Source organism: Duganella rhizosphaerae (assembly GCF_040364205.1).
Taxonomy (GTDB): Bacteria; Pseudomonadota; Gammaproteobacteria; order Burkholderiales; family Burkholderiaceae_D; genus Rugamonas; species Rugamonas rhizosphaerae.
Genome location: NZ_BPWK01000002.1, coordinates 41,949 through 55,439, shown reverse-complemented (window position 1 = coordinate 55,439; position 13,491 = coordinate 41,949). Strand labels below are relative to the sequence as shown.

12 protein-coding genes are annotated in these 13,491 nt (G+C 63.7%); 8 read left to right on the top strand and 4 right to left on the bottom strand.

The genetic code is table 11. From position 1 onward, the window contains the following. Positions 1 to 8: 8 nt before the first annotated feature. From mrdA to RUGAMON1_RS04045, 4 genes are all read right to left on the bottom strand, one after another. On the bottom strand, positions 9 to 1,991 hold the full coding sequence (mrdA, locus tag RUGAMON1_RS04060) for a penicillin-binding protein 2 (RefSeq protein ID WP_445229296.1): 1,983 nt from the start codon (positions 1,989 to 1,991) through the stop codon (positions 9 to 11). Between the two features lie 41 nt (positions 1,992 to 2,032). Further along, on the bottom strand, positions 2,033 to 2,545 hold the full coding sequence (mreD, locus tag RUGAMON1_RS04055) for a rod shape-determining protein MreD (protein ID WP_116992251.1): 513 nt from the start codon (positions 2,543 to 2,545) through the stop codon (positions 2,033 to 2,035). Next, a complete protein-coding gene (mreC, locus tag RUGAMON1_RS04050) occupies positions 2,542 to 3,681 on the bottom strand; it encodes a rod shape-determining protein MreC (protein WP_445229295.1) in 1,140 nt (379 codons plus the stop codon). The genes mreD and mreC overlap by 4 nt, the downstream gene beginning before the upstream one ends. Positions 3,682 to 3,773: 92 nt before the next feature. Continuing rightward, entirely contained in the window at positions 3,774 to 4,817 is a 1,044-nt protein-coding gene (locus RUGAMON1_RS04045; protein WP_008445008.1) for a rod shape-determining protein, read from the bottom strand. 274 nt (positions 4,818 to 5,091) lie between these two features. Here RUGAMON1_RS04045 and gatC point away from each other — a divergent pair, with 274 nt between their 5' ends. From gatC to RUGAMON1_RS04005, 8 genes are all read left to right on the top strand, one after another. Continuing rightward, complete coding sequence (gene gatC, locus RUGAMON1_RS04040) at positions 5,092 to 5,394, top strand: Asp-tRNA(Asn)/Glu-tRNA(Gln) amidotransferase subunit GatC (protein WP_116992534.1); 303 nt, start codon at positions 5,092 to 5,094, stop codon at positions 5,392 to 5,394. Between the two features lie 110 nt (positions 5,395 to 5,504). After that, positions 5,505 to 6,977 carry an Asp-tRNA(Asn)/Glu-tRNA(Gln) amidotransferase subunit GatA gene (gene gatA, locus RUGAMON1_RS04035; protein ID WP_445229294.1) on the top strand — a complete coding sequence of 491 codons (1,473 nt, stop codon included), beginning with the start codon at positions 5,505 to 5,507 and terminating at the stop codon, positions 6,975 to 6,977. 24 nt (positions 6,978 to 7,001) lie between these two features. Beyond that, entirely contained in the window at positions 7,002 to 8,462 is a 1,461-nt protein-coding gene (gatB, locus tag RUGAMON1_RS04030) for an Asp-tRNA(Asn)/Glu-tRNA(Gln) amidotransferase subunit GatB (RefSeq protein WP_445229293.1), read from the top strand. Between the two features lie 102 nt (positions 8,463 to 8,564). Continuing rightward, positions 8,565 to 8,783, top strand: a complete 219-nt coding sequence (locus RUGAMON1_RS04025) for a DUF433 domain-containing protein (RefSeq protein WP_445229292.1) — start codon at positions 8,565 to 8,567, stop codon at positions 8,781 to 8,783. After that, positions 8,767 to 9,084: a hypothetical protein gene (locus RUGAMON1_RS04020; protein WP_445229291.1), complete on the top strand. Its 318-nt coding sequence runs from the start codon at positions 8,767 to 8,769 to the stop codon at positions 9,082 to 9,084. The genes RUGAMON1_RS04025 and RUGAMON1_RS04020 overlap by 17 nt, the downstream gene beginning before the upstream one ends. Positions 9,085 to 9,195: 111 nt before the next feature. Then, positions 9,196 to 9,681, top strand: a complete 486-nt coding sequence (locus tag RUGAMON1_RS04015; protein WP_445229290.1) for a GNAT family N-acetyltransferase — start codon at positions 9,196 to 9,198, stop codon at positions 9,679 to 9,681. Next, positions 9,678 to 10,478, top strand: coding sequence for a lysozyme inhibitor LprI family protein (locus tag RUGAMON1_RS04010; RefSeq protein ID WP_445229289.1), 801 nt, complete (start codon positions 9,678 to 9,680; stop codon positions 10,476 to 10,478). Before RUGAMON1_RS04015 ends, RUGAMON1_RS04010 begins: the two co-directional genes overlap by 4 nt. 37 nt (positions 10,479 to 10,515) lie before the next feature. Beyond that, positions 10,516 to 13,476, top strand: coding sequence for a sensor histidine kinase (locus tag RUGAMON1_RS04005; RefSeq protein WP_445229288.1), 2,961 nt, complete (start codon positions 10,516 to 10,518; stop codon positions 13,474 to 13,476). The last annotated feature ends 15 nt before the right edge of the window (positions 13,477 to 13,491 follow it).

The following is a 13,491-nucleotide window of genomic DNA, read 5'->3' as shown; positions in this document are numbered from 1 at the left end:
CGGGTCCTTTATTCCTTGTTGCCGGGGGTTTCAGCGCCCGGCTTCTTGTCGTCGCTGACGCCCTGTTCGGCCTGGACGTCCTGCACGGAGCGCAGCTCGGCGTCCTCCTTCGGCACGCGGGTGGTTTCTTTTTCGTTCGGGCGCTTGCCCAGCAGGTAGTAGTCCAGCGCCTTGCGCACGATGGGCGCGGCCACGCCGGCGCCGAAGCCGCCGTTCTCCACCACCACCGCGATGGCGATGCGCGGCTTGTCGGCCGGGGCGAAGGCGGTGTAGAGCGCGTTGTCGCGCAGGCGCTCGGCGATAAGGTTGGCGTTGTATTTCTCGTTCTTCTTGATCGCCACCAGCTGCGCGGTGCCGGTCTTGCCGCCCGAGGTGTAGCCGGCGCCGGCGAAGGCGCGCGCCGCCGTGCCGCCGGTGGTCACGCCCACCATGGCGTTCTTGATGATGTCGATATGCTCCTGCTTGAGCGGAATGCGGTAGCTTTCCTTGGGCACCGTCAGCTTGCGCGCGCGCGTGACGCTGTCCTCGATGATCTTCACCAGGTGCGGCTTCATGACAATGCCGTTGTTGGCCAGGTTCGATACAGCGTGCGCCATCTGCAACGGCGTGTAGGTGTTGAAGCCGTTGCCGATGGCGATGGAAATGGTGTCGCCGCCCACCCACTTCTGCGCCGCGGGATTCTTCTTGAAGCGGTTGCGCTTCCATTCCTTGGACGGCAGCACGCCCTGCTTCTCGTGTTCCAGGTCGATGCCGGTCAGCTGTCCGAAGCCGAAAGGCTTCATGAAATCGCTGATGGCGTCGATGCCCATCTCGTTGCCGAGCATGTAGTAGTAGGTGTCGCAGGATTCGACGATGGACTTGTACATGTCGACCGTGCCGTGGCCGCCCGGCTTATCGTCGCGGAACTTGTGGCCGCCCAGCGTGAACGAACCCGGATCGAAGATGGTCTGGCCCGGCGTGCGCTTGCCCAGCTCCAGCGCGGCCAGCGCCATGAAGGGCTTGAAGGTGGAACCCGGCGGATAGGTGCCCGACAGCGGACGGTTCACCATCGGCTTGTCCAGCGAGGTATTGAGTTCGTTCCAGCTTTGCGAGTCGATGCCGTCGACGAACAGGTTGGGGTCGTAGCCCGGGCGCGAGACGTAGGCCAGGATGTCGCCGGTCTCCGGCTCGATGGCGACCAGCGCGCCGCGCCATTCGCCGAAGGCTTCCTCGATCACCTTTTGCAGCTCGATGTCGATCGACAGGATCAAATTGCTGCCAGGCGTGGCGGCCGTGCGCGACAAGGTGCGGATGGCGCGGCCGCCGGCCGACTTCTCCACCTCCTCGTAGCCGGTGATGCCGTGCAGCTGCCTCTCGTAGCTTTTCTCCAGGCCTTCCTTGCCGATATGGTCGGTGCCGTTGTAGTTGGCGGCGTCCTCGGTGTCGGCGATGGCCTTGGCCTCGGTGGTGTTGATGCGGCCGATGTAGCCGATCACGTGCGAGGCGATCTCGCCCAGCGGATACTGGCGGAACAGGCGCGCCTGCACCTCCACGCCGGGGAAGCGGAAGCGCTGCGCCGAAAAGCGCGCCACCTCCTCGTCGCTCAGGCGGGTGCGCAGCGGCACGCTCTCGAAGCCCTTGGATTCCTCCAGCAGCTTCTTGAAGCGCTTGCGGTCCTTGGTCTCCACCGTGATCAGCTTGGACAGCTCGTCGATGGTTTCGTCCAGCGTGGCGCTCAGCTTGGACGGCGTGATCTCCAGCGTGAAGGCCGAGTAGTTGCGCGCCAGGACCACGCCGTTGCGGTCCAGGATCAGGCCGCGATTGGGCTCGATCGGGACGATGGCGATGCGGTTCTCTTCGGCCTGGGCGACGTAGTCGTTATGTTTGTAGACCTGCAGCCAGATGAAGCGCGCCAGCAGCGAGGCGAAACAGAAGAACACCAGCGCGCCCAGCACCGTCAGGCGCAGGCGAAACTGGTGCAGCTCTCGTTGGTTGTCCTTGAGTTCAGTCATGGTGCTCAGTCACGGTGCTCAGTCACTTCTCGACCGGGGCGTCAGATCGGGCGGGTGTGGTCGCGGTCCACCGCGCGGCGCTGCGGCGCCAGCAGCAGCCAGGTCGCCAGCGGCCACAGGGCCACGGCGATCACGCTTTCGACAAAGTAGAACCAGCCGGGGAATTTGCCGGACACGAAGAAGCGCACCACCAGCTGCACCGACTGCGCCATCAGCAGCAGCGGGAACACGTGCATGGCCTGCGTCAGCAGCGGGAACCACAGTACCCGGCGATGCAGCATGATCGCGAAGTAGGACAGCAGCGTGTAGGCCAGCGCGTTCTCGCCCAGCAGCGTGGAGTCATGCACGTCCATCAGCAGGCCGAGGAAAAAGGCGGTGCCGATGCCGACCTTGCGCGGCTGGTGCACGCCCCAGAACACCAGCACCAGCGCCACGAAGTCCGGCACGCCGATGAAGTTCCCCCAGGGGAGCAGGTTCAGTAGAAACGCGCAAAACAGGCTGAAGGCGATGAACAGCGGGCTGACCGGCAGCAGAATATAATGGGGACGGTTCATCGTGCCGGTTCCTTCGGTGGGGCGGCCGGCGGAGCGGCCTGCTCTGCCGCCGGCGTGGCGGCAGCGGGTTTGACGGCGGCATTGGTTGGGGCATTGGCAGCCGGAGCGGCGGCCGGCGCAGGCTTGGGCGCGGGCGGCGGCATCACCGGCATCAGGCCGGGCGGACCGGCCGGCGCAGGCGCGGGTGCGGTGCCGGCCGGCGCCGGATCGATGCCCTCTTTCGGCGCCTCCTTGATCGGCGCCATCTTGTTGTTGTGCTTCTTGAGCGCGCGCAGCTCTTCATCCGGCGGACGCGGAGGCATCTCCGGCGCCGACATCAAGATCAGCAGCTGCGTATTGTTGGCGATGCCGGCCAGCGGCTGGCACACCACGCCGCCGAAGGAACCGGCCGCGCTGTTTTCCACCTGGCTCACACGCGCCACCGCCAGGCCGGCCGGGTAGACCCCGTCCAGGCCCGAGGTGACGACGATGTCGCCGACCTGGATGTCCGCGTTGGGCGCCGTGAAGCGCAGCTCCAGGGCGCCGGACTTGCCGCGTCCATAAGCCACGCTGCGCAAGCCGTTGCGCAGCAGCTGCACGGGTATCGCCTGCTCCTTGTCGGTCAGCAGCGTCACTTCGGACGTAAAGGGGAACACGCGGGTGACCTGGCCGACCACGCCCTGGTTGTCGATCACCGGCAGGCCGAGCGCCACGCCTTGCTGGGTGCCGCGGTCGAGGATCACCTTGCGGCTGTTGACGTCGCGCGCGTCGTACAGGATCTCGGCCAGCATCGACTTCACCGGCAGGTGTTCGCGCGCGTCCATCAGGCGGCGCAGCTGGCCGTTTTCAGCGGTCTGGAGCTGGGCTTGTTGCAGCACCAGCGCGCCGGCGATCTGCTGGCGTTTGAGCTCGCGCACCTGCTTTTCCAGCGACGACAAGGTGGAGAAATAATCGCCGACGCCGTAGATGGCGTCGCGCGGCAGCAAGGCTGCCATTTGCAGCGGATACAGCACGGTGGCCGCCGCTTTGCGCACGGTGGTCAAGGTGTGCATGCGTGAATCGACCAGCAGCAGTGCGATCGATATGCACGCGAATACCGTCATCTTGACGCGGGCGGAGGCGCCTTGCTTGAAAAGTGGCGGAGGACTGTATTCCATGACTTCCAATAATCCGGCGCTCGCGCGCCAACGAGACTGTCAACTCATCCCAATGCATCGGGGCCGCTGTTTCGCGGCCCCGTCTTGTCAGATCATTCGTAGGAGAAGATCGAGCCCAGCTGGTCCATCCGCTCCAGCGCCATGCCCGAGCCGCGCACCACGCAGGTCAGCGGATCTTCCGCCACCAGCACCGGCAGGCCGGTTTCCTCCATCAGCAGGCGATCCAGGTCGCGCAGCAGCGCGCCGCCGCCGGTCAGCATCATGCCTTTTTCCGCGATGTCGGCGCCCAGCTCCGGCGGCGTCTGTTCCAGCGCGTTCTTCACGGCCGAAACGATGTTGTTCAGCGGGTCGGTCAGCGCTTCCAGGATCTCGTTGGACGAAATCGTGAACGAGCGCGGGATGCCTTCGGACAGGTTGCGGCCCTTGACTTCCATTTCCTTCACTTCCGAACCCGGGAAGGCCGAACCGATGGCCTTCTTGATCGCTTCCGCGGTCTGTTCGCCGATCAGCATGCCGTAGTTGCGGCGGATGTAGTTGACGATGGCTTCGTCGAACTTGTCGCCGCCCACGCGCACCGAACCTTTGTAGACCATGCCGCCCAGCGAGATGATGCCCACCTCGGTGGTGCCGCCGCCGATGTCGACCACCATCGAGCCGGTGGCGTCGGACACCGGCAGGCCGGCGCCGATCGCCGCAGCCATCGGTTCTTCGATCAGGTAGACCTGCGAAGCGCCGGCGCCCAGCGCCGATTCGCGGATCGCGCGGCGCTCAACCTGGGTCGAGCCGCACGGCACGCAGATGATGATGCGCGGCGAAGGACGGAAGAATTTGGAGTCGTGCACCATGCGGATGAACTGCTTGAGCATCTGTTCGGTGACGGTGAAGTCGGCGATCACGCCGTCTTTCATCGGGCGGATCGCCTCGATGTTGCCTGGGACCTTGCCCAGCATCTGTTTTGCTTCTTTACCAACTGCCTGGATCGTCTTCTTGCCGTTAGGGCCGCCCTCCTGGCGGATCGCGACGACCGATGGCTCGTCCAGGACGATGCCCTGGCCGCGAACGTAGATCAGAGTGTTGGCCGTGCCCAAGTCGATGGCCAGATCGGTGGAAATATACCTGCGTAAAAAACCAAACATGTGTGTCCTGTGGCGCTACTGGTGTGCGCGTAAGCCGTTAGAAAGAAATCCTGTGGTGACGCGGCGGCTGCAATGATTCAGCGCCGGCAACGCATCAACCCGCCATTCTACCTTATAATTTGAATGCGATTTGCCGAAAATCCCGCCAAAAGTGTATCGGTTGAGTCCGTGAGTTAAGCGGCAATCCTTTGCTTTTGCCAGCGAAAAGGCAGAATTTCCAGTTTTTTATCAATGTAACAATTAAACCTTGCGCGGCCCGTCCGCGCCATTCGCCATGTCCCTGACCCTATCCGACGTAACACGCATTGCCAAACTGGCACAACTTGAGATGAGCGAGCAGCAGACCGCTACGGCGCTGGGCCAATTGAATGGCATTTTCGCGTTGGCCGAGCAGATGCAGGCGGTCGATACCGACGGCGTCGCTCCGCTGAGCCACCCGCTGGCGGCGCACATGAATAACATCGCCCTGCGCCTGCGCGAAGACGTTGCCACCGAGGCCAATCGCCGCGAAGACTACCAGGCCGTCGCGCCCAAGACCCAGGACGGGCTGTACCTGGTGCCTAAGGTGATCGAGTAACACCGTCGTTCCCGCGCAGGCGGGAACCCATGCTGAGCCGATCTGGCCAGCGTTCTATGGGTCCCCGCCTACGCGGGGACGACGCCGCAACGAATCTGAATTGAAACGCCATGCACACCAAAACCATTAAAGAGTTGTCCGCGCTGCTGCAAAGCAAAGCCATCACCGCCACCGAACTGGCGACGCATTTCCTCGACCGTATCGAAAAGAGCGACCTGAACGCCTTCCTGCACGTGGACCGCGCGCTGACCCTGGCGCAAGCGGCCGAAGCGGACGCCCGCATCGCCGCCGGCACCGCCACCCCGCTGACCGGCGTGCCGATCGCCCACAAGGACATCTTCGTCACCCGCGACTGGCGCTCGACCGCCGGCTCGAAAATGCTGGCCAACTACGTCAGTCCGTTCGACGCCACCGTGGTCGAGAAGTTCCGCGCGGCCGGCATGGTCACCCTGGGCAAATTGAACTGCGACGAATTCGCGATGGGCTCGGCCAATGAAAACTCGGCCTTCGGTCCGGTGAAAAACCCGTGGGACAAGAACGCCGTGCCTGGCGGCTCCTCGGGCGGTTCCGCCGCCGCCGTGGCCGCGCGCCTGGCGCCGGCCGTCACCGGCACCGACACCGGCGGCTCGATCCGCCAGCCGGCCGCGTTCTGCGGCATCACCGGCATCAAGCCGACCTACGGCCGCGTATCGCGCTTCGGCATGATCGCCTTCGCCTCGTCGCTGGACCAGGGCGGCCCGATGGCGCAAACCGCCGAGGACTGCGCGCTGCTGCTCAACGCCATGGCCGGTTTCGACGAACGCGACTCGACCTCGCTGACACCTGAAATGGGCGGCATCGACGAAGACTTTACCCGCGAACTGGGCCAGCCGCTGGCAGGCCTGCGCATCGGCGTGCCGAAGGAATACTTCGGTGCAGGCCTGGCCAAGGACGTGGAAGACGCCGTGCGCGCAGCGCTGGCCAAGTACGTCGAAATGGGCGCGACCCTGGTCGACATCTCGCTGCCGAACACCGCGCTGTCGATCCCGGCCTACTACATGATCGCGCCGGCCGAAGCCTCGTCCAACCTGTCCCGCTTCGACGGCGTGCGCTACGGCCACCGCGCGTCGGAGTACAAGGACCTGTCGGACATGTACCGCAAGACCCGCGCCGAAGGCTTCGGCGACGAAGTCAAGCGCCGCATCATGGTCGGCACCTATGTGCTGTGCCACGGCTACTACGACGCCTACTACCTGAAGGCGCAAAAGATCCGCCGCCTGATCGCGCAGGATTTCGAAGCGGTGCTGAACGGCCCGAACGCCGTCTGCGACGTCATCATGGGACCGGTCGCGCCGACCGTCGCCTGGGACCTGGGCGACAAGTCCGACGATCCGGTGGCCGCCTACCTGGCCGACATCTACACGCTGTCCACCAGCCTGGCCGGCTTGCCAGGCATGTCAATCCCGGTCGGCTTCGGCGCCAAGAACCGCCCGGTGGGATTGCAGATCATCGGCAAGCATTTCGGCGAAGCGAAACTGCTGAACGTCGCCCACCAGTACCAGCTGGCGACCGACTGGCACACCCGCGCACCTGCCGGCATCTAACTTAAAAAATACAGCGAGAATCATATGGAATGGGAAGTCGTCATCGGTCTTGAGAACCACGTGCAGCTCACGACCGAATCTAAAATTTTCAGCGGATCGCCGATCAAGTTCGGTGCTGAAGCCAACACGCAAGCGAGCCCCGTGGACCTGGCGCTGCCTGGCGTGCTGCCGGTGATGAACAAGCAGGCGGTGGACCGCGCGATTCGCTTCGGCCTGGCGGTCGGCGCGAAGATCGCGCCGGCATCCATCTTCGCCCGCAAAAACTACTTCTATCCCGACCTGCCCAAGGGCTACCAGATCAGCCAGTTCGAAGACCCAGTGGTCATCGGCGGCTCGCTGACGTTCGGCTACGAGAAGGATGGCGAATTCGTCACCAAGACCGTCAACCTGACGCGCGCCCACCTGGAAGAAGACGCCGGCAAATCGCTGCACGAAGACTACGCCGGCATGAGCGGCATCGACTTGAACCGCGCCGGCACGCCGCTGCTGGAAATCGTCTCCGAGCCGGAAATCCGCAGCGCCGCCGAAGCGGTGGCCTACGCCAAGGCGCTGCACTCGCTGGTGATGTGGTTGGGCGTCTGCGACGGCAACATGCAGGAAGGCTCGTTCCGCTGCGACGTCAACGTCTCCGTGCGTCGTAAAGGCGATGAGAAACTCGGCACCCGCTGCGAGATCAAGAACCTGAACTCGTTCCGTTTCATCGAAGAAGCCGTGCACGTCGAAGTGCGCCGCCAAATCGAGTTGATCGAAGACGGCGGCAAAGTGGTGCAAGCCACCCGCCTGTACGATCCGGACCGCAAGGAAACCCGCGAAATGCGCAGCAAGGAAGACGCGCAGGATTACCGTTACTTCCCTGACCCGGACCTGCCGCCGCTGGTCATCTCCGACGAGTGGATCGCCAAGGTGAAGGCATCGATGCCGGAGCTGCCGGCCGCCATGCGCGCGCGCTTCGTCAGCGAATACGCGCTGCCGGAATATGACTCGCTGGTGCTGACCGCGTCGAAAGCGATGGCGACCTACTTCGTCGCCGTGGTGGACAAAGCCGGCAAGGAAAACGCCAAGGCCGCAGCCAACTGGCTGATGGGCGACGTGTCGTCGACCTTGAACCGCGAAGGCGTGGACCTGGATCAATCGCCGGTATCGGCGGTGCAACTGGCCGCCATGCTGAAGCGCATCGCCGACGGCACCATCTCCAACAAGGCCGCGAAAGAAGTCTTCGCCGGCATGTGGGAAGCCAAATCCACGGACGAGAACCTGGTGGACACCATCATCGAAGCCAAGGGCCTGAAGCAGATCTCCGACACCGGTGCGCTGGAAGCGATCGTCAACGACGTCATCGCCGCCAACGAGAAATCGGTGGAGCAGTACCGCGCAGGCAAGGAAGCGGCGCTCAACTCGCTGATCGGCCAGGCGATGAAAGCCTCGCGCGGCAAGGCCAACCCGGCGCAACTGACCGAGCTGCTGAAGGCCAAGCTGGCTGGGTAATACCGTCGACAATAGGTTTGCAAACGCCTCACAGTTAGCTAACTTGTGGGGCGTTTTTTATTGGCGTCCGAATATGCTAGACTTTCTATAAAGGAGGCGGCAATGGATACCCGGTATATCAAGAGCGATCCAGAAATCATGAGCGGCATTCCTTGCTTTCAAGGGACGCGAGTTCCTGTGCAAAACCTTTTCGATTATCTGGTAGGGCCGTCCTCGCTGGATGATTTCCTGGCGGACTTCCCTTCCGTTTCCCGAGAAATGGCGGTGGCTGTCATAGAGGCAGCAAAGGGCCGACTGCTCGATCATGCGCGTGCTGCTTGACGAATCGGTCCCTGCCGGACTGCGACGGCACCTGCCCAATCACACGGCTTCCACTGTGACCGAATGCGGCTGGAGCGGCACGAAAAATGGAGCACTACTTTCAAAGGCGGCCTTACATTTCGATGTGTTCATCACGGTCGACAAGAATATCCAGCATCAGCAAAATTTAAGTCGCCTGCCGATAGCGGTCGTAGTCTTGGATGCGCCTTCGAACAGTCTGACTGCGCTGTTGCCGCTCGTTCCCGGCCTCATCCAGGCGCTTACTTGCCTGACACCTTACGCGATCATCCAGATCAACTGACCGCAGCACGGAAGTCTTGGCGATGAAAAATGGTCGCTGTGATAAAGCGCGAGTATTCGCGGATCGCAAACTGCTATCCTGTTTAACCTTTACGACTAAAGAATCAATGCAATGACCGATACGAGAATACGCCTGGCCGTTCCTGAAGATGCAGCGGCGATCGCCGCGATGGCCGTTGCGCTGACCGAGGAAATCTCCCAGCGCCTGGGCGTGAAGACCTTCAACCTGGACCCGCAAAAAACCGCCAGCTTGTGCCACGCCCTGCTGCGCGAGGAAAAATACCTCGCGCTGATCGCGATTGCGGAGGGCGAGGCGATCGGCTTCGTCGGCATCTCCGAAGGCCGCGCACTGTACGCGGAAGGCGCGCTGGCGACCATGCAGGAATTCTTCGTCGCCCCGCCGTTCCGCGCCAACGGCGTCGGCGGCCTGCTGCTGAACGCCGCCGCCGAACTGGCGCGCAAGCGGCGCTGGAACCGGCTGGAAGTGTGCACCCCGCCGCTGCCGGAATTCGACCGCAGCCTGGCGTTCTACGAGCGTCATGGCTTTGAAATTACCGGCGGCCGCAAGCTCAAACGCCTCTTCACGGAAGCCCCATGAAAAAACTGATTGCCCTGCTGGCCCTGACGCTGTCCGCGCTGGCCCAAGCCACCACGATCGACTGGCCGTTGAGCTACGAGGGCAAGTCGAGCAATGCCTTCATCTGGGACAAGCGCGCCAAGCCGCTGATCGAGACTCGCCTTCCCGGCAAATTTTCCAGGGAGGTGCTGTCGGGCCTGGGCGGCCCGCCGGAGCCGGTGTTTGTGGTCGATAAACGCTACGTCAGCATATCGGCCTGCGAGGCGCACGCCTGTCCGTTCAAGGGCTTCTTCTGGATCGACACCCAGACCGGCCAGGGCCTGGGCGGGAACATCATCGACGGCGAACTGCGTCTCGGCTCCAACAGCCTGTCCGCACTGCAGATTCCCGCGCCGGCACGCCGCGCGCTGATCGACTGGATGAGCGCCAACGACGTTACGCCCGTCAGCGTTGAATTCATCGACCGCAGCGGCGCCAGCACCAGCATGGACGCCGCGCAATTCAAGTCCACGGCACGCTTCGAGCCGGCAGCCGACGGTCCGTCCTACGATTGCAAGGCAGCCGCCACGAAGGTCGAAAAAACCATCTGCGCCGACCCGGCGTTGGCCAGGCAGGATCTGGCGCTGGCCAAGCAGGTCAAGGAACTGCGCCAAGGCTACGACACCATCGGCGACCGCGACCAGCTGCGCGACTTCCAGCGCAAATGGCTGAAAGAGCGCGATGCCACCTGCGCGCCCGCCGCCGACATCGCGGTCTGCCTGAGCAAGCAATACCAGACCCAAAACGACCGGCTGAGGAATTGGACACCGGGGCGCTGAAATCACCACTTAACTGGCACAGAGCAAATCCCGATCCATGCTTTTACGCACACTCAAAGCCTCACTTCTTCTACTTCTGATCGCCGGGCAGCACTTCAGCGACGCCTCCGAGCCAAGCCCGTTACTTACCGATTACACCCACACGGCATGGACCGAACTGGATGGCGCACCGACGAGCGTGACGAAGTTCGCTCAAGGCCCCGACGGCTGGCTATGGATCGCCACGCCTACCGGCCTGTATCGCTTCGACGGCGTGCGTTTCGAGCGCACCGACAAGGTCTACGGCCAGCCGCTTGAATCGAGCAACATCATGGCACTGACCACCACGCCCGACGGCGCGGTCTGGATAGGCTATCGCGTCGGCGGCGTGTCCGTGTTCAGGAAGAATGGCGCGCACATCTATGTGGAGCCGGATGGCCTGCATCCCGTCGGCGTCATGCATATCGAAGCGGCGCCCGATGGCGCGATCTGGGCGGCGATGCGTGACGGCGTGGCGGTGCTGCCGGCCGGCGGCAGCCGGTTCCAATATTTGGGGCCCGACGTGGGATTGCCAGCCCTGGGCGTGTTCCAGATTCTGTTCACCCGCGATGGCACGACCTGGATCGGCACCAACTCGGGCGCCTACTTTCGCAGCCCCGGCGCAACCCGCTTCACCCAGGCATGGCCGCGCACTGCGCTGGTCTGGCTATGCGAGGCGCCGGACGGCACGTTATGGGGCAACGATTTCAAAAACGGCTACTACCGGGTGCGCTCAACGCAGCCTTCCGCCGGCGAGCCGGGCAAGCCGGAGCTCGAGGGCTATGGCATGCACTTCGATCGCCGGGGAACGATGTGGATGATGCATATCGACGGCCTGGAGCGCAAAGTAGATCCTGCCGGACCCAGCCTGCCTGAGCAACGATTGTCCAAGGAAAACGGCCTCAGCGGCCCGCTGCTCAGCACAAGGTTCCAGGACCGGGAAGGCAATCTTTGGATCGGCACATCGCGAGGCATAGACCGGCTGCGCCCGAATCGTCTGAGAACCATGCCCGTGGACAAGCAACTGGAGTATCCGGCGCTGGTCGCCGGGCCGAGCGGCGATGTCTGGGTGGGAGACTATGCCAGCGATCTCTGGAAGTACGGTCCCGCCGGGCGCATCAGCCGCGAACTGGTGGGGCCGCTCACCGCCAGTTACACGGCGCCGGACGGCACCTTGTGGCTGGGTGGCACGGAAGCCCTGCAGCGGCGCGGCCGCGATGGCGCCGTGACTGCGATCCCCTATCCGGCCAAACTGAAAGGATTGCGCGTCCACGCCCTGCAGCAGGATCGCGACGGCGCCTTGTGGGCTTCGTTTTCCTCCGGCAAAGGCGTGTACAAGCTCGTCGACGGCGCGTGGACCAAGTCAGGCGGATTGCACGGCCTCTCCGATCTGCTGACCACGTCCATGGCCCGCGACGGCCAGGGAAATTTATGGATGGCGCATCTGCGCAGCCAGATCACCGTGATCAACGGCGGCGCGGTCAGCACGCTGGGTTCGAAGGATGGCCTGCAACTGGGGACGATCATGCAAGTGCACTTCGATGGCCAGGCGATGTGGGCGGGTGGAGAAAATGGCGTCGCCCTCTATCGCGCAGGCCGCTTCGTCGCCTTGCACGGCGAGCGCAACGAGAGTTTTCGCGGCGTATCCGGCATCGTCAGGCTGCCAAATGGCGATCTGTGGCTGCATGGCGCGGATGGCCTGTATCGCGTCGCCGCCGCCGATGTGAACGCATGGCTGAAAAACCAACAGGCCGCCGTGCCATTCGAACGCTTCGACGCGCAGGATGGCATGCAGGGCCATGCGCCGCAATTGCGGCCGGTGCCGTCGCTGCTGCGCTCACGCGACGGCGTGCTGTGGTACGCGACAACGGGCTCGGTCGGCACCATCGATCCGGCCAACATCCTGCGCAATCCGCTGGCGCCGCCGGTGGAAGTGGTCAGCGTGCTCGCCGACGGCGTGCGCCGCGCCCTCCCTTCCGGACCTGAACTCGGCCTGCCTGCTGGCACAAAGAACCTGCAAATCGACTTCACGGCCCTGAGCCTGTCGATTCCCGAGCGCGTGCGTGTGCGCTACCGGCTGGTCGGCCTGGATCACGCGTGGCAGGAACCGGTGGGCCGCCGGCAAGCCTATTACACCAATCTGGCGCCGGGCAAATATCGCTTTGAAGTCACGGCGTCCAACGAGGACGGTTTTTGGAACGCCCAAGGCGCGGTGCTGGAGATGGAGATTCCGCCGACCTTCCTGCAAAGCGGCTGGTTCAAACTGTTATTGGCGGCGCTGGGGTTATTGCTGTTGTACTCCGCCTACGCGCTGCGGATACGCTACCTGACGCGGCGGATGCAGGAACGGCTGAATGAGCGCCTGGCGGAGCGCACACGCATCGCGCGCGCGTTGCACGACACCCTGCTGCAAAGCATGCAGGCATTGTTAATGACCTTCGACGGGCATAGCCGGAGTCTGAAGGAAGGCACCAAGGAGCGCTCGCACCTGGACCAGACGCTCAACCTGGCGGAACAACTGCTGGTGGAAGGAAGGGATCAGGTGATGGATCTGAGGGCTTCGGCCTCGCCGGATGCGCTGGAACTGACCTTGGAACAATTCGGCAAAGGACTGGCCGAGCATCGCTCGCATGTGTTTGAGATGAAGGTCCAAGGCACGCCGAGACAATTGCGCCCGGCGGTACACGAAGAGATCTACGCCATCGCGCGCGAAGCGCTGTTCAACGCCTCACGCTACGCGGACGCCGGCCGGATCGCGCTTGAACTGGAGTACGGCGCCGCCGCCTTCGTCCTGCGAATTCGCGACAACGGCCGGGGCTTGGATGATGCTGTCGCCGCCGCGGGCCATCGGCCCGGCCACTGGGGCCTGGTGGGGATGCGCGAGCGCGCCGACAACATCGGTGCGCGCCTGGAGATCGACAGCACACCGGGTGCTGGCACCACAGTCACCGCAACGGTTCCCGGCAGGACGGCCTACTGAACCGGCCTGCCGCGG

Coding starts and splice junctions, on each gene's coding strand:
- mrdA (WP_445229296.1), bottom strand. CDS start 1,991: ATGACTGAACTCAAGGACAACCAACGAGAGCTGCACCAGTTTCGCCTG.
- mreD (WP_116992251.1), bottom strand. CDS start 2,545: ATGAACCGTCCCCATTATATTCTGCTGCCGGTCAGCCCGCTGTTCATC.
- mreC (WP_445229295.1), bottom strand. CDS start 3,681: ATGGAATACAGTCCTCCGCCACTTTTCAAGCAAGGCGCCTCCGCCCGC.
- RUGAMON1_RS04045 (WP_008445008.1), bottom strand. CDS start 4,817: ATGTTTGGTTTTTTACGCAGGTATATTTCCACCGATCTGGCCATCGAC.
- gatC (WP_116992534.1), top strand. CDS start 5,092: ATGTCCCTGACCCTATCCGACGTAACACGCATTGCCAAACTGGCACAA.
- gatA (WP_445229294.1), top strand. CDS start 5,505: ATGCACACCAAAACCATTAAAGAGTTGTCCGCGCTGCTGCAAAGCAAA.
- gatB (WP_445229293.1), top strand. CDS start 7,002: ATGGAATGGGAAGTCGTCATCGGTCTTGAGAACCACGTGCAGCTCACG.
- RUGAMON1_RS04025 (WP_445229292.1), top strand. CDS start 8,565: ATGGATACCCGGTATATCAAGAGCGATCCAGAAATCATGAGCGGCATT.
- RUGAMON1_RS04020 (WP_445229291.1), top strand. CDS start 8,767: ATGCGCGTGCTGCTTGACGAATCGGTCCCTGCCGGACTGCGACGGCAC.
- RUGAMON1_RS04015 (WP_445229290.1), top strand. CDS start 9,196: ATGACCGATACGAGAATACGCCTGGCCGTTCCTGAAGATGCAGCGGCG.
- RUGAMON1_RS04010 (WP_445229289.1), top strand. CDS start 9,678: ATGAAAAAACTGATTGCCCTGCTGGCCCTGACGCTGTCCGCGCTGGCC.
- RUGAMON1_RS04005 (WP_445229288.1), top strand. CDS start 10,516: ATGCTTTTACGCACACTCAAAGCCTCACTTCTTCTACTTCTGATCGCC.